At 53.7% G+C, this 23,592-nt stretch carries 15 protein-coding genes; 1 reads left to right on the top strand and 14 read right to left on the bottom strand.

Going from position 1 to position 23,592, the window contains the following annotated elements:
- Positions 1–305: 305 nt before the first annotated feature.
- The 10 genes from RID21_RS19230 to RID21_RS19185 all read right to left on the bottom strand — a co-directional run bounded on the left by RID21_RS19230 (position 306) and on the right by RID21_RS19185 (position 10,823).
- On the bottom strand, positions 306–488 hold the full coding sequence (locus tag RID21_RS19230) for a hypothetical protein (RefSeq protein ID WP_350191635.1): 183 nt from the start codon (positions 486–488) through the stop codon (positions 306–308).
- A 258-nt stretch (positions 489–746) separates the two neighbouring features.
- Positions 747–2,687 (bottom strand): serine integrase family protein, encoded by a 1,941-nt coding sequence (locus tag RID21_RS19225; protein ID WP_350191633.1) that lies wholly within the window; start codon positions 2,685–2,687, stop codon positions 747–749.
- Between the two features lie 296 nt (positions 2,688–2,983).
- Positions 2,984–4,231 carry a BatD family protein gene (locus RID21_RS19220; RefSeq protein WP_350191631.1) on the bottom strand — a complete coding sequence of 416 codons (1,248 nt, stop codon included), beginning with the start codon at positions 4,229–4,231 and terminating at the stop codon, positions 2,984–2,986.
- The gene (locus RID21_RS19215) at positions 4,228–4,815 is read right to left on the bottom strand and encodes a tetratricopeptide repeat protein (RefSeq protein ID WP_350191629.1); all 588 of its coding nucleotides are present in this window, start codon (positions 4,813–4,815) and stop codon (positions 4,228–4,230) included. The genes RID21_RS19220 and RID21_RS19215 overlap by 4 nt, the downstream gene beginning before the upstream one ends.
- Positions 4,812–5,735, bottom strand: a complete 924-nt coding sequence (locus RID21_RS19210; RefSeq protein ID WP_350191627.1) for a VWA domain-containing protein — start codon at positions 5,733–5,735, stop codon at positions 4,812–4,814. Before RID21_RS19210 ends, RID21_RS19215 begins: the two co-directional genes overlap by 4 nt.
- A complete protein-coding gene (locus tag RID21_RS19205; RefSeq protein ID WP_350191625.1) occupies positions 5,732–6,769 on the bottom strand; it encodes a VWA domain-containing protein in 1,038 nt (345 codons plus the stop codon). The genes RID21_RS19210 and RID21_RS19205 overlap by 4 nt, the downstream gene beginning before the upstream one ends.
- 3 nt (positions 6,770–6,772) lie before the next feature.
- Positions 6,773–7,240, bottom strand: a complete 468-nt coding sequence (locus RID21_RS19200; RefSeq protein ID WP_350191623.1) for a DUF4381 domain-containing protein — start codon at positions 7,238–7,240, stop codon at positions 6,773–6,775.
- Entirely contained in the window at positions 7,237–8,157 is a 921-nt protein-coding gene (locus RID21_RS19195; RefSeq protein WP_350191621.1) for a DUF58 domain-containing protein, read from the bottom strand. Before RID21_RS19195 ends, RID21_RS19200 begins: the two co-directional genes overlap by 4 nt.
- A gap of 9 nt (positions 8,158–8,166) precedes the next feature.
- Positions 8,167–9,126, bottom strand: a complete 960-nt coding sequence (locus RID21_RS19190; protein ID WP_350191619.1) for an AAA family ATPase — start codon at positions 9,124–9,126, stop codon at positions 8,167–8,169.
- A 125-nt stretch (positions 9,127–9,251) separates the two neighbouring features.
- Positions 9,252–10,823 carry an arylsulfatase gene (locus tag RID21_RS19185; protein WP_502892624.1) on the bottom strand — a complete coding sequence of 524 codons (1,572 nt, stop codon included), beginning with the start codon at positions 10,821–10,823 and terminating at the stop codon, positions 9,252–9,254.
- 471 nt (positions 10,824–11,294) lie between these two features.
- On the opposite strand from RID21_RS19185, the gene RID21_RS19180 reads away from it, so the two are divergent.
- Positions 11,295–15,599: a PAS domain S-box protein gene (locus RID21_RS19180; protein WP_350191617.1), complete on the top strand. Its 4,305-nt coding sequence runs from the start codon at positions 11,295–11,297 to the stop codon at positions 15,597–15,599.
- Between the two features lie 34 nt (positions 15,600–15,633).
- Here the strand turns inward: RID21_RS19180 and RID21_RS19175 are convergent, their stop codons facing one another.
- The 4 genes from RID21_RS19175 to RID21_RS19160 form a co-directional block, all read right to left on the bottom strand.
- Positions 15,634–17,223 carry an alkaline phosphatase D family protein gene (locus RID21_RS19175; RefSeq protein WP_350191615.1) on the bottom strand — a complete coding sequence of 530 codons (1,590 nt, stop codon included), beginning with the start codon at positions 17,221–17,223 and terminating at the stop codon, positions 15,634–15,636.
- Positions 17,224–17,448: 225 nt separating this feature from the next.
- Positions 17,449–18,900 carry a DUF1501 domain-containing protein gene (locus RID21_RS19170; protein ID WP_350191613.1) on the bottom strand — a complete coding sequence of 484 codons (1,452 nt, stop codon included), beginning with the start codon at positions 18,898–18,900 and terminating at the stop codon, positions 17,449–17,451.
- 5 nt (positions 18,901–18,905) lie between these two features.
- Complete coding sequence (locus RID21_RS19165; RefSeq protein ID WP_350191611.1) at positions 18,906–22,286, bottom strand: PSD1 and planctomycete cytochrome C domain-containing protein; 3,381 nt, start codon at positions 22,284–22,286, stop codon at positions 18,906–18,908.
- A 35-nt stretch (positions 22,287–22,321) separates the two neighbouring features.
- Positions 22,322–23,569, bottom strand: a complete 1,248-nt coding sequence (locus tag RID21_RS19160; RefSeq protein WP_350191609.1) for a neutral/alkaline non-lysosomal ceramidase N-terminal domain-containing protein — start codon at positions 23,567–23,569, stop codon at positions 22,322–22,324.
- Between the last annotated feature and the right edge of the window lie 23 nt (positions 23,570–23,592).

Below are 23,592 nucleotides of genomic sequence, written 5' to 3'. Positions count from 1 at the left end.
CCGGGTGGGCCGCGGGGTGGCCAGTTAAAAAAACGGGTTCGAGACCCATAGCTATCATCGGCCAGCCCCCGAGGTGAATGACCCACTCATACCATAGATTGGGAAAACAGATCGCACCTCGTCCCGTGACCCGGTACCATTAATTACACACGGTTCTGCGGACGCAGGCAACGACTTATTTGCTGACAGTGCGACTTGATTTTCATCATACCCGTTAATAAAAAATAGGCTCTGGCCGATCTGAAGATCGGCCAGAGAATCTAGGTAGTGAATCAATAATACTCTTTGGGATAATGATGAAAATTTTAAATTAAATGTTCTTGGGCAGAATCAGAGTTCAACTTTCCTTTACAAGCAGATGGACTTTCCAGTTTTTTACAAACATCTTCAGCAACAAGCACCATCAGTTCGAAAAGCGGGCTTTGTCTAGCTACTGGCTGATTTCGAACAGTGTGTGATGGTATCAGTTTTCTTTGTGGTTTTTTCATGATGAAAAGAGCTCCCGACTTTTACGATATTATTGAATTTCTGACTGTTATTCAGTTTCATCAACTTAATTGCGCGCTACATATCCATGCCAGACATTTTAAAGGCACACTGTAATTCAGGTGCTCAATAACTCCTTTCGATCCAGGACCATGCTTTAACAATAGCTGGCTGCCATGACAGCAGAATTAATAAAAAATGACCTCATACTTTTTAGTATGAGGTCATGAGACACAAGCATGATGAATTCAGGGTGAATATCAGATCTGAGGTGGGATGTATCCCGGCAGTGGTTCGAAGTTATAGCGGTTGTTCCGACTCCTTTTTACCTTTCTGTTTTCTTCCTCCGCAGGAGGGCCCGTTAGAAGTTCATATGGACAGGACAGACTGCGTTCTTGCAGCAGCCTGTCCAGTTTTAAAGCTCGTTGGACGGTCGCCAGATGTGTATTCAGCTCGCTAGCGATCTGATGCTGATACTGTCTCTGATTAGTGCGACGAACTACTTCTTCGCGAATTCGTTCTCGTGTCGGGGGATCAAATAAATCCAGTGTAAATTCACGAGTTAAGAATTGATCAAGCTCAGGCATTGTTTCGATCCCTGTCACCATACCACCCAGTGAAAGCTTAACACGGGCACGAGGCACAATGTTCCCCCCATCAATCAGTTGCACCATATAAACATGCATCTCTGGTACGAGTTGACGTAGTAGATCACCACATTCGAAGGAGCTGACAGCCAGTTCATGAAACGAGGCATGGAAGCGTTCGCGAACTTCTCCCACTGAATCAGGGATCTGGGGTCTGTTCCGAGAACGGAGAATGAACCGATTTTGGCGCCGCTCCAATTCGACTTCCTGCTGTTCTAACTCATCTAGCATTTCAACTAGTAAGTCACGTTCGCCTAGTTCCAGGATACGAGATTTTAATCTATCGCGTTCCTGCTGCAATCTGTTTTTTTCAGCCCTAAGCTGACGTTCCTCATCCTGATCGTTATTCAAATGTGTATTCATCAGCCTGACGAGATCTAAAAACTGCTCTTGGAAGCCGTCTAGAGCATCCAGTTTAGCTGTGATTGCATCAACAATCTTTGCTGTTGCCTTGGGCCCGTTGAAGCTGAATGAGTTCCAGCATTTGTATTTACGGGCGCCGTTACACATGAGATTATCACGTACACCGTTCCCTCCCCAGACCATCTCTCTGCCGCAGTAGAAACATGTTGCACGCTGCCCAGGGAAACGTGACCGTTTTCTAGTGCCAGGTGTATGATCGCCTGAGAAATTACTTCGGCCCAGTTTTTTATGCTGCTCATCCACTTCCTGCAGCACCGAATCCAATTCATCTGCTGTGAAATGCGCTAAATGGGGTTCTTCACGGTAAGTCGGCCCGTCTGGATTTATTTTCGAGATACGTCGACCGGTTGAATTCTGCTTAACGCTGTGGCGCGCCCCTCGTTGTGGCTTACCTTTGAGGATGGGATTATGAAACAGCCGTTTAACCATGGCACCGTCCCATTTGTCGTTCCGACAATAGGGTCCAGTCGGGACCGAGTTGGAATTGAAGTAGTCCGCAACCGCCGTCCAATTCTGGGTTCGCGATAGAATCGCCAGGCCCTGTTTCAGGTAGGGGGTTGCAGTCTCATCTTTTTCGAGTTCGCTATAGTATTTCGCCCCTTCGGGTTTTATATATCCGTAAACTGTAAGCGGAAGTGCACCGCCATTACGCTTAAATCGATTCATCTGTTTCTGTTTAATACGACGTGACGTATGAGCACAGTGGCTCACATGGTCTTTGCAGGCAGAAATCAGATCTTCTTCCCAAGTTGGTTCTGCTGTATCACAGCCATCATTGGGAGCAATGCACCTCATGTTTCGGTCCACAGCCATCCCCCATATTTCGACCGCCGCAGTACCTCTGACAAGCCGACCAACATCCTCCATATATAAGACGTCATAGTGATCCGTTAGAATTTTCGCAGCGACGACTTCGAGTTCGTCTCGATCGAGTCTTTCTCCTTTAGCGACTGCTGAAATAATGTCGAACTCACAAGGACCATCGTATAGTTCTTCAATGTCCTGCTTAGCATGGTCAGCCTGGTCTTCCAAACTAAGCTCCTTCTGATTCTGGCAACCGCTGATACGGGCAGCCACCAGCACATTCAGGACTTTTCCGCTGCGCGGTTTCAGGGGGCTAATACGGTTCATTGTCATCTCCCGGTCAGGGACAATCAGACAACTCATGATTGGCACAGTGTGTCATTCACACTGACCAATCCTGAGAATCCCTGACCAGAGATGGATAAACCTGACAATCCATAAATCTTGCAAGCACAACACGTTGCGTCATAAGTGACGATTTTGTTACACTTTACATTGATGCTTGAGGAGTGTCCCGTTCTCTCCGTATTCAAAATAATGGTCGTTGTAAGCACTTAATTAATAGTGATTTGCAACGACCATTTTTTATTTGGTGACGGGCGCCGTAGTACCTCGTTGTGCCTTCATCTCGGGTTCAACGCCGGCAACACACTCTGCTTCTTCAGACCAGACTTTTTGTCCGCTCTCTGATCCGCACGAAAGGCTGCTGCCAGTCTCGCTCCCTGCCAGTCTCCCGACTCATTCACACCATACAACGTACTCTGAAGTTCCTGCACCGCCGCTTTGAGTTCCGGGCTGATTGAAGAATCCGCTCCCCGGCAGTTCAACCAGATCTGCCAGGCTATCTGCGTCTCACGAGGATCATTGGTCCTGCAACTGGTCAGCAGCTTTCGCGCAGCCACGCGCTCCGGTGAATTCCAGTATTGTCCGATCTTCCGCAGGCCGTTTCCGATTCGTCTTCGTTGCCAGAAGATGACTGCGAGGCAGATGCTGAGCATTGCCAACCTGATATAAATCGATTTCGAGGAAGCCATTGCAGGAGCATTAGTGACAGGAATGGCAGTCCCTTGCACTTCAAACGTCACCGCGGGCAATGTCTGGGAACCGAAGGTTTTCTTCTCTGGGTCCCACCACTGATAACGAATCGCCGGTAAGGTCCAGGTCCCCGCTTCCTGCAACTGATAGGTCAAGGTATCCACGCGCGTCCCGATGAAAACGCCACGCTCCGTCTGGTCACTCACCGTCGGCTGTCCCAGATAAAGCCGCACCCCCGCAGGCACCGCTTCAGGGGGAGGCGCCAGTGCCATCCCGGTTACCTGGTCCGCCTCCTGGGTAATCGTTCGATGATACACGGCTCCTTGCGCGGCACTCCCCGGTTGGGGATCCCAGCGTTCCTTAAGTTTGAATGAGTCGGTAGTGACCAGAAAGTCCTGGGCAGAACAGCCCGGCGGTCGCTCGATTTTCACCTGGGCTGCGGGCACCTGCGCACTCTGATCGTGCACCGGTCCGGTAAAACCATCTTTATGACTGAACCGCACTGTGAACTTCGGGATCGTTACCGTTCCACTCTGTTGCGAAAACAGAGCGAAGTCATGAGTCTGCACGAACCAGGTTTTGCCCTCGATCTCCTCGGAAGACACCACCGGACTGCCCGTCTTAATAATCACTACCCGCGGAATCTCAGGCAGGGAAAACACCGCCGCTCCGGAAAACGAACCTGGAGCCCGCAACTGCACCGTAAAGGGAACCTGCTGCCCCACCCACCAGGTTTGCTCCTTGATCTGAATCTGCGCCGGTTCCACTTCTGCAGCCATCAGTCCCCGCGACAGCGAGCTCATCAGTAACAGCATCAGAAACAATGCGACTCTCATTCCGCTGCTCCTTCCTGCTGCAGTGCAGACTGATACGCGAACTTAGAGCGGAGAAAGTCAGCCGGGTTCGTCTGCACGCGTCGTAACCAGATCGCCTGAACGGCGTTATCCGATGCTGCCTGCTCCCCGGCAATTTGCGTATCCTGTCCCCCGCGTTCTTTATTAAGGTCGAACACCACTTCGTCCGCGCCTTCCTGCTGATCGCCGAGGTCGCCCCCTTTCGTTTCCCTCAGTTTCGCCCGGGCTTCTGCCAACGCACGATTCTCCTCCGCTGCTTTCCAACCGGGACGCAGTTTCAACGCCCGCTCATATTCCGCAATCGCCTGCTCATATTTTCCCAGCAGCATCCAGGCGTTTCCCGCATTAAACCGCGCATCGGGACTCGAACCCCGTGCAAAGGCCTGCGCCGCTTGTTCGAACTCTCCCGCCCGGTACCAGGCCGCCCCCTGCCACTCAGGGTCCGTAAACGCTTCCGCCGCCTGCCGATATTGTTTGTCTCGAAACAGACGCTGCCCCCGCTGGTCCGGCGTCAGCCACCAGCCCGTCCACGATAAGGCAACGATCAGCACCAGGGAGACTCTCATTGGACCTCCCTGCCGTTGAACTGTTTCTCGCGACGGAACCCGGCTGCCACAATCACCGCCAGGAAAGGCACCAGCCAGTATCCCATTTCCTCCCAGCGCTGATCTTCACCTGCCACTCCCACCACTGACTTCCGCTCGGCCGCTTTCGCGATCGCAATCACGTCGGCATCGTCCGGCGTCAGTTCCACCAGAGAAGCCTGCACTGCTTCAGCCGCCCGTTGCAGGGAAGCATCATTCCGCAGTGCCAGGAACTGAATCGGAAATGCACCACTTTTCTGTTGTGGCTTCTGCAGTAATGACACATCGTCTGTCACGCTGTCTGCGATCACCAGTACCGTTCCTCCGGCTTCGCCCCCCTTCAGAATTTCATCCGCTTTCTGCAACGCCAGATCGAGCCGATCTCCAGGTTCTGGCATGATCTCCGAACTGATCTGGGCCGCCATCTCAGCCACAATGGTTGTATCCCGCGTGGGAGGCAGCACCAGATGCGCCGACCCCGCGTATGCAATCAGCCCCACCGGTTGTCCCTGGCGGATTCGAACCAGATCGTCCACTTTCAATCGAGCCCGTTCAATTGCTGACGGCAGCGGATCTGGCTGATCCATACTCTTGTCCGCTTTGAGCAGAATCATCAACGGCGCCGCATCGTCGGCAAACGGATTCGGTTCCTGTTTCCAGGTGGGCCCCGCAATCGCAATCACCGCCAGCAGCCAACCGACGAGTAATAACAATGCGGAATAGTCCCCGCGTGTCGTATTCCGCACGGTCATGGCCTGCAAAAGTTCAGGAGCGATCTGTTCGCGCCAGCCCCGCAGCGGCGTCGTATGCCGACGCCAGAGCCACCACAGTCCGCCAACCAGTGGCAGCAGCCACAACCAGCCCGGTCGTATGAAATGCAACTGGCTTAAGGCCTCCATCATGACACCACCTCCAGTTGACCGCTCGTCGGATTCACCCGCACTTCCGCTGTCGTCTGTTTCAAAGAAAGCTCCTTGCGGGCACGTAAGACCACCAGCGTCTTCTCCAGAAACGAAAGGAACAGCGCCGCCAGCAGAAAATAATAGTACAGATCCCGCCGCGGACGACGACTGATCGTCTTCACTTCTCGCGTTTCGATCTGGTCCAGTTCCTGGTAAATCTGCTCCAACTGCTTCCGGTCGCCGGCAAAGAAATAAGATCCGTGGGCCACGCGGGCCACTTCTTTCAAAGTCTCTTGATCCAGCTTGTCTTCACCGGCGGTCGTCGGGTCCCCTATCGCCACGGTATGAATCCGGATATCCCGCTGAGCAGCGATGCGGGCGGCCTCGACAGGCGGAACCTGGCTTTTGGTATCGTTGCCATCTGTCAGCGCAATGATGGTTTTGGCGGGAACCTTGCTCTCCTGAAACAGGTTAACCCCCAGCCCGATCGCATCCCCAAAGGCAGTCTGTGGCCCCGCCATCCCCACCTGGCATTCATCGAGCAGTGTCCGCACCAGCGACAGGTCGGTCGAAAAAGGCGCCTGCAGATAAGGGGCGGAACCAAACACCACCAGTCCCACCCGGTCTCCCTTACGGCGGACCAGGAAATCGCCCAGCACCTCTTTCACCGCTTCCAGTCGTGTGATCGCCTTACCGGCCGGATTGACAAAATCCTTCTCGTCCATCGAACTCGACAGATCGACCAACAGCAGCAGATCGCGGGTCGGCTCCTCTTTCACCACAGGCGGTTCAATCCATTGCGGACGTGCCAGCCCACACAGCACCAGCCCCCAGATCAGCGCCGGCACTACCAATTGCCGTGACTGCCTGACGGCGGCAGTCACGGGCGCCTGGTTCCGCATCACAGCCGTCAGTCGCTCTCCGAAGGGGACCCGCACCGCGACCCCAGTCGATTCCCGGGCCGGAAGAAAATATCTCACCAGCCAGGGCACCGGCAGCAGAGTAAAGATCCAGGGATGAGCAAAGGCAAACATGTTTTATCTTGATTCCCTCTGCTGCAGTTCGGGAAGTCGATGTTGTTGAATCCAGCTGGCGGCGTACTGTTTCAGTCCCTCAATCTCACCCGGTGAACCATCGTAAATGCCCACCGTCAATTGCCGGGAAATCTGCTCATCCATCGCGACAGGTGCGTGCGCCGCCAGCCACCCGGGCCAGGCGGCTCCGGTCTGCGCTGCGATTTCCCCGCGGGGAACCATCATCAGCGCCGTGCGTCTTAACAGTTCAGATACTTCTAAGATCGAATGTGCCTGTTCCAGTTCCTGCAGTGCCAGGCGACGATAGCGATTGGCCTCCCAGTGCCGCCAGCCCCGGTACGACAGATACAGCACCAGCCCTCCAAGTGCCGCCAGCACCACGTACCAGCCGGGCGCCGGTGGCCACCAGGGAATGGCATCCGGCAGCACAATGTCGTGCATCCGGTCCAGGCTGGTTGCGTCGTTTTTCATGAGGGTCGCGCCCTGTGTCCCAGCAGAGAAAGCACCTGTTGGCCTGCGGGCAATGACGTAGAAACAGGCATTACGGGCACCTTCAGATTACGAAAAATTTTCTGCCATTCATCCACACGTTCCTGAAAGGCCTGCCGAAACTGATCGGTAAAAGCAGCGTGACTGGGAATTTCCCACAGTTCTCCCCGGTCGGCGGCCAGCATGCCCGGTGCCCCGGACAGCGTCGCCCCCAGCGGATCATAAACAGCGGCCACCAGCATATCATTGCGGGTGGAAATCAAAGTCGAAAGCCGACGCGTTTCCGCATCCGCCCCATCCAGATCACTGATCAGGACCACGAGGCAGTCATGCTTGGCCAGATGCAGGGCCTTCTCCAGCGCGTCGTTTAATGTAACACTACCCTCCGCACGCTGATCGGAAGCCAAACGCTGGTTCATGTTGACGATTTCATGAAACAGCCGCAGCACACGTGTCCGGCTGCGATGCGGACGGATCTCCACAACTTCACTTTCGTTGAATACCAGTCCTCCGACGCGGTCTCCCACTTCGAGAGAGCGCCACGCCCCCAGGGCCGCCAGTTCGGCCGCCACCACCGATTTCATCGCCCGCCGCGATCCGAAAAACATGGGCAACCGCTGATCGACCACGAACAGCACCGGGCGTTCCCGCTCTTCACTGAAAACCCGCACGTGAGGTGAACGCAGTCGAGCCGTCGCCCTCCAGTCGATCGAACGGACGTCGTCTCCTTCGTGATAGTGCCGCAGCTCCTCAAACGTCAGCCCCCGCCCCCGCAGACGCGAAGCATGTCGCCCCGCCAGCAGCGAAGTGACCGGCTGACGTGGCAGCAGAGAAAAGCCGCGCGCTTCGGCCTTCATCAGAATCAGTTCTTCGAGTGTAATCGAAACAGCAGCACTCATGGGCTGACCTCAGACGGCAACGACCGTTTTCAGAAGTTCTTCAATCACATCAGTCCGGGAGACCCCCTCCGCCTCGGCTTCGTAACTCAGATGCACCCGATGTGCCAGGCACGCCGGTGCGACCGCACGAATATTGTCCGGTGAGACAAAGTCCTGGTTGTTCAGCCAGGCATGTGCCCGCGCGGCTGCATCCAGTGCGATCGTTCCCCGCGGACTGGCGCCCAGGCGAATCCAACTGGCCAGTTTTCCTCCCGTTCGCTCCGGGTTTCGCGTGGCCAACACCAGATCGACGATGTATTGTTCTGCCGCTTCCGCCACGTGGATTTCAAATACCTGCTTCCGCGCCTCGAAGATTACGTCCTGCGAAATGGGAACCGGTAACTTTTTTACCGCCGCCGCTTTTTCCTGGCGTACCAGCCGCATGATGGCCAGCTCATTCTCACCGACGGGATAATCCACATTCACGTAGAGCAGAAACCGGTCCATTTGTGCTTCGGGCAGCGGGTAAGTCCCTTCCTGTTCAATGGGGTTCTGGGTCGCCAGCACCAGAAACAGGTTCGGCAGCCGATGCGTCTTGCCCGCTACGGTGACCTGGCGTTCCTCCATCGCTTCCAGCAATGAAGACTGCACCTTTGCCGGAGCACGGTTGATTTCATCCGCCAGGACCAGATTACCGAACACTGGCCCCTGCTGGAACTCGAATGTCGCGTTCTGCTCACGATAAATTTCCGAGCCCGTCACATCCGAAGGCAGCAGGTCCGGGGTAAACTGCACGCGACTGAACTGACTTTCGATGAGACTCGACAGCGTTTTGATCGATCGCGTTTTTGCCGTGCCGGGTAAGCCTTCCAGCAACACATGGCCATCCGCCAGAAGGGCAATCAGCAGCCGTTCCACCACAGCTTCCTGCCCCAGAATAGCGGCATTCATTGATTCCGAGATCTGCAGAATCGATTCACGCGGATTCATGCACGTTCCTTCAGTCAGAGTCTGGCAGCATTCTTGACGCTACCTGCTGGCAAAGAAAACAAAGCGGAACGCCCCGTGTGGACGCTCCGCTTTGAGTGTAATATCAACAGACTGGTAAGGCGAGCTTATTGAGCCCCGCCAGTCCCTTCCTGCAGTTTTTTGGCCACTTCATCCAGATTGAAGGAAGCCGGTTTCTGACGTGGCGGAAACTCTTTAAAGGTTTCCAGGAAGTTGCCCGCGTATTGCTGAGCGGGAACCAGCAGGAAGGCATGGTCGAGCAACCAGTCATAATACGTATTCGACGTGATATTGGCCTGCTCGTACGGATCAGCTCGCAAATCAAACATTAACGGCAGACGCAGCGGCGTAAAAGGCTCCGCCCAGACTTTGAGGGTCCCCCGGGCACGCTGTTCCAGGAAGACCAGCTTCCAGTTCTCGAACCGCAGTCCGACCAGTTGGCTGTCGTCGTTAAAGTAGAAGAATGACCTGCGCGGCGATTTCTTTTCTTTGCCGGTCAGGTAAGGCAGGATATTGTACCCGTCCAGATGGACCTTGTAAGTCTTATTCCCCGCGCGATGCCCTTTCAAAAGTTCCTCTTTGATATTGCTGTCACCGGCAGCGGCCATCAGAGTCGGCAGCCAGTCCATGCCGCTCACAATCTCATTAGAGACTGTACCAGCCTTGATTTTGCCCGGCCAGCGAATCACGCAGGGCACCCGGAAGGCACCTTCCCAGTTCGAATTCTTCTCGTTCCGGAAGGGGCTTAATCCCGCATCGGGCCAGGAGTTTTTATGCGGCCCGTTGTCGGTCGTGTAGATCACAATCGTATTGTCCACAATTCCCAGTTCGTCCAGTTTCTTGAGCAGTGTTCCCACCTGCTTGTCGTGCTCAATCATCCCGTCTGCATATTCCGTGCGGGCGGTCAGCCCTGGCTGATCGCGGTGTTCTTCTTTGACGTGCGTCCGGAAGTGCATGCGGGTTGAGTTCCACCAGCAGAAGAAGGGCTTTTCTGCTTTGGTCTGGCGTTCAATGAAATCAATGGCTGCAGACGAAGTTTCTTCATCCACTGTCTCCATTCGCTTTTTCGTCAGGGGACCGGTGTCTTCGATTTTGCCGTCCGCACTGGATTTGATCACACCTCGCGGACCAAATTTCTTGCGGAATTCGGGATCCCGCGGATAGTTGCGATTTTCGGGTTCTTCTTCTGCATTCAGGTGATATAGATTTCCCAGGAATTCATCGAACCCATGATTCGTCGGCAGGAATTCGTCCTTGTCTCCGAGGTGGTTTTTTCCGAACTGACCGGTCGCATAGCCCAGCGGTTTCAGTAGTTCTGCCAGAGTCGGGTCTTCGGCCTGTAATCCCAGGTCCGCACCAGGCAGGCCCACTTTCGACAGCCCCGTGCGGTAGCTGCACTGCCCGGTAATGAATGTTGAGCGTCCTGCAGTACAGCTCTGCTCCGCATAATAGTCGGTAAAGATCACCCCTTCCCGGGCGATTCGATCGATGTTGGGCGTGCGGTAACCCACCAGTCCCATTGTGTAGGCAGAAACATTGGTCTGACCGATGTCGTCACCGAAAATGACCAGAATATTTGGTTTTTTCCTGGAGGAACTGTTCTGCTGGGCAAAAGTTTGAGTCACCAGCGTGGCACAGATCAATAAAGCCATTGATCCCCAGCGGCATAAACTCTTCATGGCGGATTCTCCCTGAGATGATTGGATTTGAAAAACGTCTCAAGTGCAAGTTCGGAGGATTGCTTATGATAAACAATTCTTTTGAGAGGCCTTTTGTTTTGAACTCGTACGAGATGTACAGATTTGCTTTATTCTAGACGGCTCATTTAATAATACCAATGAAAAAACCATGAATCTGAAAGCCTGAAGCTGAGGAGCATATTCTTTCGTTTAGCATCAATTACAGGTGAATCCCTCAGGCACTTTTCAGAGAAACTGTGTCAGCAGAGAAATTCAACAGAATCCTGCCAGCAGACATAACAGTCACGGGTTTCAAGTTCTCTGTTTTTATCATCTCAGCTTAATTTCAGGGACGAAAGAAAATGATAGGGATCCCCACTGTAACTTCAGGAAATAACTGACCTCCCTTCTGATTCGCCACTTAGAGAAATGGTCTGTCGTCATCTGTCTGTAATTCCTTGATTATCAACCATGCATCATAGTTTTAGTTCTGACTCAAATGTCGGTGACTCAATCCAGGCCCGTGTCAAAGTTTCCGGGTGGGAAAATGCTGTTCGAACGCCTTTTCTACAGGCTGCTCTCGCCAGCTTTTTCCTGGTTCTGGTACTGGTTCTGTTTCAGAAGCAGTCAATCATACCGCAGTCAGCTTCCGAATCCGCGACTGCGATACAGCAACGACAGACGGTCAGTCAACTTCAGGTCCAGACTGCAGAAATCGTCAAGCATCTGCTGTTGTTGAGTAACCCGAAGCAGGCTGCCAGTAGCTATCAGCGACTGGACGAATTATTAAATCAGTGGAATGCTCAGCGTCATCAGCTCAGTCAGACGGTGGCAGGCTCCGCTCCCGCTGCCTCGAAGCTTGATAGGCAAATCAGCCCTCTCTTTGAGCAGATTACAGCAGACGTTCTTAAAGTGCTGTCGGGGCAACAGAGTCCCGAGGCCATGTTGCCTCGGGTTCTCACCAGCGAGCAGAAATTGATGCCCCTGCTGGTGAAATTTCAGTCTGTCTTACCTGATGCTGACCAGGCGCAGACAGGTCAGGCGGCTTCCGTTTCCCATCACTGGTTTTTCTGGCTGGTACTGCCAGTCACTGCGTATGCCGCCAGCTTTTATCTTTTAACCCGTGTCCGAAAGCGAAAGGACAGCCTGGACAAGAGAGAAACGGATCTCGATTTACGCGTACAGAATCTGAAAAGCAATCAATCCCAACTGGCTGCGTCAATCTCGGCTTCCTTTCATGAAACCTGGTCCTGGACTGAGCAGACCAATGAATTCTGGTGCTCCAAATCATTCTGGCGCGTGTTCGGCTACACAGCAGAGTCAGAGTTTCCCCTCGCTCAGTATGAAGTATTTCTCAATCATCTGGGGGCAGGAAACAGAGAGTCCTGGGAATCAGCGATCGAGAGACATTTACAAGAGGGAAGGCCAATCGATCTGAAAGCTCGTACCAGAAATCATATGGGCTTTTCCCGTTGGGTGCGGATCCAGGCGCAGGTCTTGAATGGAGATCTGGAGGGGCAGCGGACCCTGATCGGAACCGTCGAAGACATTCATGATTATCAGCTGACGAAGATGCAGCTCAACCAGAGTGAAAAGCTGTTATCACGTGTTGGCGAAGTCGCTAAGATCGGTGGTTGGCACCTGGATCTCGAAACGCGGGAATTGTTCTGGACCCAGGAGACGTATGCGATCCATGAAGTCGAGCCGGGATATCGTCCTTCTATCGAGACTGCGTACAGCTTTTATGCCCCTGAGGCACGCCCTGTTCTGCAAAGTGCACTGGAACGTTCGATCGAAACCGGACAGTCCTGGGATCTCAAACTCCCGTTCATTACAGCCAAAGGACGACATATCTGGGTGAGAGCCCAGGGAGAACTGGAATACGAGCAGGGGAATCCCGTACGTCTGGTGGGAGCGTTTCAGGACATCACTGAAGAAAAGCAGCGCGAAGCGGAATTTCTCCTCCTCCAGTATGACGAGTACACTTCCCGTGCACACCTGGATGGGGTCATCCGGGCTGCTACGGAAGTCTCCATCATTGCCACCGATCCCGAGGGGATTATCACCCTGTTCAGTCCCGGAGCCGAACAGTTGCTGGGGTATTCAGCCAGGGAAATGATTGGCATTCAGACACCCGAATGTTTTCACCTTGCAGAAGAAATCGAAGATCATGCCCGGGAACTGACTGCAGCACTAGGACGCAAGATTCAGAATTTCGAAACGTTTATTGCACTGGCAATGCAGGGAAATTCGGACAAGCATGAATGGACCTATGTCTGTAAGGACGGCAGCCATCGTACCGTAGAACTGACGGTGACAGCGATTCGCGATCAGTATCAGCAGATCGAAGGCTACCTCGGGGTCGGTATCGACATCACGCAACAGAAACAGAATGAAAAACAACTGTCACGACTGGCAACCGCGGTCAGTAAGTCGACCAATGGTGTTGTGATCACTGATGTCCAGGGACGTGTAGAATGGGTCAATGACCGCTTTACGCAGATCACCGGGTATGGTCTCGAAGAGTTAATGGAGCAGAGCCCCGGGGCGATGCTCCAGGGAGAGAAAACGGATTCCCGGGTGATCGAGTACATGTCTCGAAAGATTAGCGCAGGAGAGAGCTTCGAAACAGAACTGATTAACTATCACAAGTCAGGAGCAGAATACTGGGTGCATCTTAAGGTTGATCCGATCCTGGACGCCGATGGCATACTGACCGGTTTTATGGCCATCGAAAATGATATCACGGAGCGCAAGCAGGCAGAACAGGAACTGCTGGACAGCCGGGAAAAAATCCGCCGCCTGCTTGATGCCCTTCCGGTCGCTGCATACACCTGTGATACCCAGGGACTGATTACTTATTACAATCAGGCAGCAGCCGATTTCTGGGGGCGGGAACCACAGATCGAAAATCCGAAGGACCGGTTCTGTGGTTCGTTCAAATTATTCGGCACTGATGGAAGTCCGATTCCGCATGAGAAATGCTGGATGGCGCTTGCTTTGGACTCAGCGAAAACTTTTCACGGAGGCGAAATCGTTGTTGAATCCGAGGATGGCAGTCGCAAGACCGCGCTGGCACATGTCAGTCCGCTGTTCAATTTCGAGGGGGAACTTACTGGTGCGGTAAATGTGCTCGTAGATATTTCCGATCGCATTGTTTTGGAGAAGTCGCTCAGAGAAGCAACAGTGCGGTTGGAACTCTGTCTGAAAGTGCTGGATCAGCACGCGATTGTGGCCGAAACTGATTTGAATGGTACTATTCGTCATGTGAATGAAATGTTCTGTAAAGTCAGTGGATATACCGAAGCGGAAACGATCGGGCAGACTCACAGCATTGTCAATTCCGGCACGCATTCCCGGGAATTCTGGAAAGAGGTGTTTCTGACCATTGCCGCGGAAGGCATGTGGCAGGGGGAAATCTGTAATCGGCGTAAAAATGGTGAACCCTACTGGGTCGATACAACAATCGCGACGATGAAGGATGGGGAAGGAAATTCCATTGGCTATCTCGCGATTCGAAACGATATCACCGAACTCAAACAGGCACAGGAAGCAGCGCTGGCTGCCTCTCAAAGTAAGAGCGAATTCCTGGCAAACATGAGCCACGAAATTCGCACGCCGCTCACTGCGATTCTGGGCTATGCCGATCTGCTGAAAAATGATTCAGACTTTTCAACGTCACCCCGAAAACGGGATCAGGCAGTGAATACGATCCAGGAAGCGGGTAATCATCTGCTGACGGTTATTAACGACATCCTGGATCTTTCCAAGATTGAAGCACAAAAAGTCCAACTCGATTACACAACAACCCAGGTGTTCCACATTCTGGATCATATCGAGAGTCTACTTCGTCCCCCGGCGACGGAAAAGGGAGTTGAGATGGTGACACGGATTCAGAATCCGATTCCCGATCTCATCAAAAGTGATCCCACCCGACTGCGTCAAATCCTGATGAATCTGGTCGGGAATGCAGTCAAATTTACTGAGCAGGGGCAGATCCAACTCATTGTAGAAATGTCTCAGCAGGGCGATACATCGTTTCTGCAATTCGATATCCGGGATACCGGCCCCGGAATGTCTTCCGCACAGGCAGAGAAAATCTTCAACGCCTTTTCCCAGGCCGATACCTCGGTCACTCGCCAGCATGGAGGAACCGGACTGGGGCTGGTGATTTCACGGAAACTGGCCCGACTGATGAACGGAGAGGTCTCGCTCGTCTGGACTGAGGAAGGCACCGGAACCTGTTTCCGACTGCTACTTCCCATAGAGACCGTCGCCGAAACCAGATATATCACCAGTCGTTTGCAGGACGAACCCGAACAGACTGAGCAACAAACGTCACCCGCAATACACTCTCTTCCTGCAGGTACTCGTATTCTGCTCGCTGAAGATGGTCCCGACAATCAACGGCTGATTTCCTTCCTGCTCAAGAAGAAAGGGGCCGAAGTCGATGTCGCCGACAACGGAGCGATTGCATTGCGCAAGTTCCAGGAAGCAGAACAGGCAGGACAACCTTACCACCTTCTGCTGACAGACATGCAGATGCCTGAAATGGATGGATACACTCTGGCCAGCACGCTTCGTGCTGCAGGCGCGAAGCTACCCATCGTGGCACTCACTGCGCACGCCATGGCCGAAGATCGACAGAAGTGTCTCGACGCAGGCTGCGATGATTACCTCAGTAAACCAGTCAACAGCAAAGTGCTCGCGAAAACGCTTCTGCACTGGATTACACAGCAGACGCCGACTGAGACCGAGCCTCCTTCGGTGCTCTGATCTCAGTCGAATGTCAGCATAGCGGATTGGGTACTTAAGCCGGTTGTGCTCCCGGAGTACCCGCTTCGACTACGAATGCAGCCCGCGGAGTGACATGCCCCCCGGGACGGGTGACATCATCCACAACCATGTACTCGCTGGTCCAGTCTTTAGGAGTCACTGTGCAGCGGACATAGCCGCGTTCGGAGTTCTGAAACTGCACGCAGGGGTTGTGTGAGAGAATGTCAGCGTGCCCTTTTCGTTTCTGCACACCGTTCCCACCACTGCTGATGGAGGTTCCTACAAACTCGGTTGCCACGACAGGTGTTTCCGGCTTGCGGTCATCCACGCGCAGATTATTCACCCAGTTGGAATGAATGTCACCAGTTAATACTACTGGGTTGGGGACGCGGCGATCAGCCATAAACTGCATTAACTGCATCCGTTCATAGGCACTGCCGGGCCACTGGTCCATGGAATAGACCCGCTCTTCGTCTTTCGATGAGAAACTCACCATGCCCATCATCACCTGTTGGGCCAGAACGTTCCAGGTCGCATTTGAGCTGATCAACTGGGACTGCAGCCAGTTCCGCTGTGGACCACCCAGCAGCGAGTTACTGCGTGCCATTGCCGATTGATTCAACGGAGATTTTTTATCCCCATTCGGCTGATCGGAACGATACTGGCGTGTATCCAGCACAAAGAAATCTGCCAGTCGTCCAAAACCACCCTGGCGATAGAGTTGCATATGCGGTCCCTGAGGCAGGCAACCAGGTCGTAGCGGCATCATTTCATAATATGCCTGGTAAGCATTGGCCCGTCTGAGTAGATAGTCAATCGGGTCGGCATCCAGTTCTTCGGAGACATCAGCGGCACAGTTATTATCGAATTCATGGTCATCCCAGGTTACAAACCAGGGACATTTGGCATGCATGTTGTGCAGCAAGGGATCGGCGCGGTACTGGGAGTGGCGAATCCGGTAATCACCCAGTGATTCGATCTCGGGACCGAAGTGTGTGCGGATCTTGCCATTTCTGCCCGACTGATATTCGTAAATGTAATCGCCCAGGTGGAAGACCAGGTCCAGGTCGTCCTGAGCCATCTGTTCGTAGGCGGTAAACAGTCCCTGTTCATAGTTCTGACAGCTGGCGAATGCAAATTTCAGCTGGTCTGGCATCGCGGTGGTTTCAGGCATTGTCCGCGTGCGTCCCACGGGGCTGACAGCATCGCCTGCCTGGAAACGATACCAGTACCAGTGATCGGGTTTCAGGCCTTTCGCTTCCACGTGCACGGAATGCCCGAGCTGTGGAGTTGCCTGGGCTGTACCTGATGCTATCAGCTTCTGAAAGCCTTCGTCTTCCGCCAGTTCCCATTTGACTTCGATCGGCTGGGGACCTAACCCGCCGTGGGGCTGCAGTGGTTCGGGAGCGAGGCGGGTCCATAAAATCACACTGGTCGAGTCCGGATCGCCGGAAGCGACACCCAGGGTGAAAGGATCTTTCTGGAAAACGGGAGAGGGATTCGCCCAACTGGCCCGACCCAGTAAAGGGAGAGTCGACAGCGCTGCACCATAGGAAAGAAAGAGACGACGGCTGATACCGTTCTCTGCTTTAACTGCTTCATTAAGCCGTTTGTAATCGAACATACGTAATATACCTGTTTCAGTGGAATTGGCGGGTGGGAATTATTTGAATGTGTCTGCGTTGATCACGCGGTATGGGAACGGCAGATGCGACGGAGGATTTACCGTGGACCGCCTTCCGGGATGGATACTCTGATTTTAAAGTCTCTGAGAGGGGCCCGGCAACTCAAGAGTCAGTGAAAACAGATTCGAATCTGACATTTAACTGGAACTTCATGGATCACTACTTTAACTCAAAATCTCCTGGATTACATGTCCGTGCACATCGGTCAAACGGTGGTCACGGCCCCCATGTCGAAACGTCAGTGCTTCATGATCCAGTCCCAGTTGATGTAGAATCGTCGCATGGATGTCGTGAATCGACAGTGGGTGCTCGACGACCGCATTGCCAAATTCGTCAGTTTCTCCAAATGTAATTCCCGGTTTAAAGCCACCCCCTGCCAGAAACAGACTGTAACCGTTGACATGATGATCACGACCACAAGTCGGCGTGACTTTCGGCGTATGGGGAGTCCGTCCCATTTCGCCTGCCCAGACAACCAGAGTTTCATCGAGTAGCCCACGTCGTTTCAGATCGACAATGAGCGCCGCCACGGACTGTTCCGTAATTCGCGCATTCTTCTCATGGTTTTTCTTGAGCTGCCCATGCTGATCCCAGGGACTGTTATTGCTGTCGAAACTGGGACACGTGATCTCCACAAATCGGACTCCCGCTTCGACAAGCCGCCGTGCCCGCAGTGCCTGGGTTGCATAGTAGTGCTGATGTTCGTCAGTGGAATCGACGCCATACTCGCGCTGGATGTAAGCAGGTTCCTGACTGATGTCGGAGACTTCGGGGATCAGGGTCTGCATACGAAATGCAGTTTCGTAGTTGGCGATCGCACTTTCAATAGGTGAAGCCGCCGAGACTTTGTCCGCAAAGATCTGGTCCTGTGCAGCCAGCAGTTCCAGTTTGCGTTGTTGCAGCGAGAGTGAATCACCCGGCCGGATGTTGTCCACGGGTACGCCTTTCGCGCGTAACTGCGTTGCCTGATGTGTAGCGGGGAGAAACGAACTGCCAAAGTTTTCCAGGCCTCCATTCGGCACCCAGTCGTTATTCAACACGACGTAGGCGGGAAGGTTGCGGTTCTCGGTACCAAGTCCATAAGAAACCCAGGCCCCCATACTCGGTGCCTGTCCGATGATTCGCCCCGTGTGCAATAACAGATTCTGTTGACCATGCAGAGGCAGTTCTCCCACCATGGAACGTACGACACACAGTTCGTCGGCTACTTGAGCCAGCTGCGGAAACAGATCGCTGACCCAGAGACCGCTCTCACCCCGCTGTCGGAATTTCCAGGGACTTCCCAGCCAGACCCGACCGGCACTCGATTGAGATCGCTTGGAAACGGCCCCAGCCCCGATTGCTTTCCCTTCATACGTTTTCAATGCCGGCTTGGGATCGAACGTATCAACGTGACTGGGTCCGCCATCCATGAAGCAGAAGATGACATTTTTAACACGCGGCGTATGGTGGGACGGCGTTGATTGCGGTGCTGCCTGTGATCGACTCTGCTCACCCAGCAGACCTGCCAGTGCCAACCAGCCAAAACCGGCACTCGTCTGCTTGAGGAAGCCACGGCGGGAATTGGCGGACAATGCTCCCGGGCAGCGACTGTAACGGAATGATGAGCTCTGCATATCAGTTACCGGTAATAAATGAATTCTTTGGTATTAAACATGGCGTGAGCCACATGCCGCCAGACTTCTGGATTCTGCAGCAACCCGCTCTGCTCATGCGTCCCTCCCAGTTCTTCAATCAACGCTGTCCAGCGTTTGACTTCACTCGCTTCGGGATGGCGTCCATAGGCAGTCAGAAACATCTGCTGTAACCGTTGTTCCACTGTTTCACTTGAATCTGTAATCAGACGCTTTGACCATTCCTCTGCCTGGCTGATGACAAACGGATCGTTCATCAGAATCAAGGCCTGATTGGGCACATTGGTGACATCCCGTTTGCCGGTGGGGAGTTTTAAATCCGGCAGATTAAAACCAACCAGAAACCGGGGAGGATCCATGATCGACATCCGCAGATAAATCGAGCGCCGCCCTGCACCATCCAGGGGACCATCGAACAGTCGTTTCGCAGGATCGGGTTTTGATCGGGGCACTTCGATTGGACGACCGTATAACCGGCGGTCCAGACTACCGGACACCGTCAGTAGTGAATCGCGAATCGCCTCGGCTTCCAGTCTGCGAGTCGGATAGTGGTGCCATAAATGGTTGTCTGCATCGATGTCTTTCGACTGCTCAGACACGGTCCCCGATTGTTGAAACGCTCGCGTCAGCACCAGTCTGCGTACCAGTCGTCTGGTTGACCAGCCATCTGCCATAAATTCCTGCGCCAGGTAGTCCAGCAGATCCGGATGCGTGGGTTGCTCACCCAGGTGCCCGAAGTCATTGGGGGTTCGGACGAGTCCTTCCCCAAAGACCCACTGCCAGACCCGGTTCACATAGACTCGCGCGGTCAGAGGATGTTCCGTGCTGACCAGGTACTCTGCCAGTTCCAGTCGACCACTGCCCGAGCTTTGAGGAACCTGATGTCGTCCGGCAAAGACTTCCAGAAAGTCAGGTGGAATCAGTTTACCAAGATCATCGACATCCCCCCGGATATTGAGTGGATAGGAAATCTCAGTCAAACCGCGTTCATCCATACTGTTCGCAGTGTGAGCAAACTGGATTTGTGACTCAATCTGACGGTACTCGGTGACCAGTTGCTTAAGACGCGAACCCCCGTCATCCTGATTATCCAGCAGTCGGTTTTTCAGCAGCCAGTTGATCAGCGTGACATCACCATCATTTGGTTGATCCTGACACCAGCGCTTCACGCTTCCGGTCAGCCAGACTGCGATGCGCTGGCTGGCCTCAATCTGATTATCTGGAAGAGTCTGATCATACAATGTAGCGAAGTGAACCAACTCGTCCGCGGGCTTTCCCGGTTGATCATGGCTGACAATTTCCGTCACACTGAACCAGCTCCGTTTATCAAAACCAAAATCCTCCGCAGGCAGTAGTTTGCCGCCGGCCCGGGTTTTTCCTGTCCGGGGTGGAAAATCGGGGTTCAGATCGCTGGTTGCGATTTCAAACATCATCCGCTGGATGCCGTTGACCAGCGGACGATCAGCAAAGGTCTGCCAGGCTGGCTCGCTTCGATCAAAAAAGATCACATTCTCAGTTTGAAACGCATTGTCCGGTGTGCGGAGAAAACCGCTCCACTCACCCCCAGCCACATTCAGGCTGACCATCTTTCCCGGCAGCTTTCGCTCAGACGGTGGTCGGATCGCGCCCGGTAATTTAGAAGAGAGGGCATGCGTGTGATATCCACGGGGCAACAGTTTCTGGACCAGTTGATCACCATTAAGAGATACTAAAGGCGTCCCTTCCGTGACATATCCAAAACGAATACCGTCTCCTTCGACCTGCCAACCTTCAGTAAAACCAGGTTTCGAGAAGTCCGTCAGTAGTTTAAAGCGTTCTTTGTTCTGTTGGCGATGTGTTTCGCTGGCAGAGCGCCAGGACACCTGCAGTTGCTCCCAGTTTGTTTTGATTTCAGCCGGCGAGGATAACTTTAACAGTTGAGCAGCCGGCCAGGCGATGTCCCCTGCTTTTAATTTGACGGACTTCTGCTCTTTTTCTGTAGTCAGCCCGAGTGCTTCGCGCCAGATACGGGAACGAGCGTCAGCAGAATTGTCGAGGGCTGCTGCCAATTCCGAAGTGAACTGCTCGGCCTGCTGACTCCAGACCTGTTTTAATTCCTGGTGGATTTCATTTCTCAGTGTTTGTAACTGTCCGATCAGTGCATCCTGTTTACCCGGGGCATCAATCACGCGTGATGTCCAGCGGGGAGTCATGAAGACCGCTGCCATCGCGTAATAGTCTCGTTGGGAAATGGCATCCAGCTTATGATCATGACAGCGGGCACAGGCAACAGTACTCGCCAGAAACGCTTTCGAGAAGGCATCAATCTTATTGTTGACCATCTCCTGGTGAATGCCGTTAAAATTAATGCTGTCGCCGTGACGATGTTCGCCCATATGGTAGAACATTGGGCCGATCAGGCTTTCTTGAAACCCGCTCTGTCGGTTAATCCGTGGTTCCGATAACAGGTCGCCTGCGATCTGCTCACGCACCAGTTGATCAAAGCCTACATCCTGGTTGAATGCGCGAATCAGATAATCGCGGTACTCCCAGGAACCTTTGGCGGGGTTATCCCATTCGTAACCGTAAGTGTCCGTGTATCGCACGACGTCCATCCAGTGCCGGGCAAATCGCTCCCCAAAATGCGGCGATGCCAGCAGCCGGTCTACCATTCCCTCGTAGGCAGCCTGACGATCCTGTTTTGCTGCTGAGACGAACGCTTCGACTTCCTCAGGTGTGGGAGGCAGTCCCGTCAAGACGAACGAAAGTCGCCTGATGAGAGTTCGCGGACTCGCAGTTTTAGCGGGTTGTAAATGTGACTGCTGCAACTTCCCTAACAGGAAACGGTCTACGGGCCGTTCTGACCAGTCGTTGTTCGCTGCGATGGGAGGTGTGACCTTCTGCAGTGGTTGCAGACTCCACCAGTGACGTCGTTTTTCGAAGATCGCTTTCCAGGAGAGCGAGGCGGCTTCATCGACGCTCGGTGGTTGATCGCGGGAGTCTGGTGCTCCCAGTTCCACCCACTTCACAAAGTCGGCAATGACCTCATCAGGCAGCTTCTTACCCGGCGGCATCTCAAAAGAATCGTGTCGGAGGGCATCAAGTAACAGACTCTGCCTGGTCTGATGCGGAACCACCGCAGCGCCCGATTCGCCCCCATTGCGAATCGCCTCACGACTATCAACTCGCAGTCCCCCTTTGATGTCCGAGGTTGCTGCAGAATGACATTCGTAACAATGTTCGATCAGCGCCGGTCGGATTATATTCTCGAACAATTCCAGACCGGGAGTCGACTTCTCGGCCTGCGAGACACTGGTGAAGGTCAGCGACAACAGTATCAGACTGAGCGTCGCGACTCTCTGAGAATTTGTTCTGCAGGCTGGGTACATGCAGTTCTCTCCCGAAGGAATTGACCGATGTCGGTTTACTTTGATTCCTGGGTCGCCAGACTTTCGTTAAGTTCGAGTACCTTTCCGATGATGCGTTCCTCCACATCGGGTTTATAGGGGCGACTCGCTTCGTAGCCCCCCTCCAGCAGTACTCGTTTGCTGGGAATGTAACCGGAATAGACGTTCGAATAACCGGCGATCCAGACCGCGGGGCCCTCTTCCTCGTACAGTTCCTGTTTGATACGCAGGGCATAATCGACGACGACCTCCGTACCCAATGCCACCAGCGTCAGATCCTTCCCAAACTGTATCACCTGCACCGGGTAATCCCAGGGCTCTCGCTTCTTCTCGGGCAGGTACTCCAGTTCGACGGTGCCGTATGCTGCTTTCAGCGGACCATGCAGCTTGTGCTGATGCAGCAGGCTCCGCTGGTTGACCTCCAACGCCGCTTCGACCGCGGTTGCCAGTGAGCGTCCATGTTTCTGAGCATAGTGCAGCTCACTGCGAGGATAAGGATTCTGGTCACCGCCGCAACCCATCATGAACAGGGCTGTAACGCCGGGGTGGTCTTTCTCAAAATATTCCTGTGCGAAACCGGCATAGTCTCCCAGCCATTTACGGAAGCCCATCGTCGTATTGTGACAGGCGTAACCGAACATCACTGCTTTCAGATTCCCCTCGGCATCATCGACCCGCAGAACGGGGACCTGATGGTCCACGCGGCCATCGGGATTGGGATGATTACGATATCCGGTCGCGGTTGGCGTGCGGCGGTTCATGGCAACCGAACAGCGAGCCGCAGACCAGCTGAGTTGTGCCGGTTGCAGATTTTCAAGCGCCTGTCCAATGGTTTTCACCAGAGTCACAGACAACTGGTTGTAATATTCCTCTGCGTCATCGCGACCATAGGCTGGGCCGCAATGCGTGTGTGAAGCATTCATGAGTAGCGCAGCAGGATCGAGTTTATATTTTTCCTGCACCTGGCTGGTAACGTCACTCCTCAGGCGATCGATTACACCGATCAGGTCGAGTGTCAGAAACACTACCCGATTTCCCTGCTGGTCCTCTACCGCGAGGGCTTTCGCATACAGGTCCTGTTCGGTGCCTTCTGCCGGTTCTTTCCGTCCCGCATAACCTGCCATTTTTAAAGGTTTGTCAGGCGTGATCTTCGCGGAAGCGGCCCCCGCCTTCCATTCCAGAGTCTTCTGAGTTGCGGATTCACCAGCGGCAGCCAGTGGAGAAAGCATGAAAACAAGCACGAAGCAGAGCGAGAGTCGATACATGCTGATCGTTTCCTGGTATCAGG

It is taken from the genome of Gimesia sp. (assembly GCF_040219335.1).
Lineage (GTDB): Bacteria > Planctomycetota > Planctomycetia > Planctomycetales > Planctomycetaceae > Gimesia.
This window is presented reverse-complemented; position numbering and strand designations above follow the sequence as displayed.

Coding starts and splice junctions, on each gene's coding strand:
- RID21_RS19205 (WP_350191625.1), bottom strand. CDS start 6,769: ATGTTTGCCTTTGCTCATCCCTGGATCTTTACTCTGCTGCCGGTGCCC.
- RID21_RS19210 (WP_350191627.1), bottom strand. CDS start 5,735: ATGATGGAGGCCTTAAGCCAGTTGCATTTCATACGACCGGGCTGGTTG.
- RID21_RS19195 (WP_350191621.1), bottom strand. CDS start 8,157: ATGAGTGCTGCTGTTTCGATTACACTCGAAGAACTGATTCTGATGAAG.
- RID21_RS19185 (WP_502892624.1), bottom strand. CDS start 10,823: ATGAAGAGTTTATGCCGCTGGGGATCAATGGCTTTATTGATCTGTGCC.
- RID21_RS19230 (WP_350191635.1), bottom strand. CDS start 488: ATGAAAAAACCACAAAGAAAACTGATACCATCACACACTGTTCGAAAT.
- RID21_RS19175 (WP_350191615.1), bottom strand. CDS start 17,223: ATGTTCGATTACAAACGGCTTAATGAAGCAGTTAAAGCAGAGAACGGT.
- RID21_RS19225 (WP_350191633.1), bottom strand. CDS start 2,687: ATGAACCGTATTAGCCCCCTGAAACCGCGCAGCGGAAAAGTCCTGAAT.
- RID21_RS19180 (WP_350191617.1), top strand. CDS start 11,295: ATGCATCATAGTTTTAGTTCTGACTCAAATGTCGGTGACTCAATCCAG.
- RID21_RS19215 (WP_350191629.1), bottom strand. CDS start 4,815: ATGAGAGTCTCCCTGGTGCTGATCGTTGCCTTATCGTGGACGGGCTGG.
- RID21_RS19190 (WP_350191619.1), bottom strand. CDS start 9,126: ATGAATCCGCGTGAATCGATTCTGCAGATCTCGGAATCAATGAATGCC.
- RID21_RS19160 (WP_350191609.1), bottom strand. CDS start 23,569: ATGTATCGACTCTCGCTCTGCTTCGTGCTTGTTTTCATGCTTTCTCCA.
- RID21_RS19200 (WP_350191623.1), bottom strand. CDS start 7,240: ATGAAAAACGACGCAACCAGCCTGGACCGGATGCACGACATTGTGCTG.
- RID21_RS19170 (WP_350191613.1), bottom strand. CDS start 18,900: ATGCAGAGCTCATCATTCCGTTACAGTCGCTGCCCGGGAGCATTGTCC.
- RID21_RS19220 (WP_350191631.1), bottom strand. CDS start 4,231: ATGAGAGTCGCATTGTTTCTGATGCTGTTACTGATGAGCTCGCTGTCG.
- RID21_RS19165 (WP_350191611.1), bottom strand. CDS start 22,286: ATGTACCCAGCCTGCAGAACAAATTCTCAGAGAGTCGCGACGCTCAGT.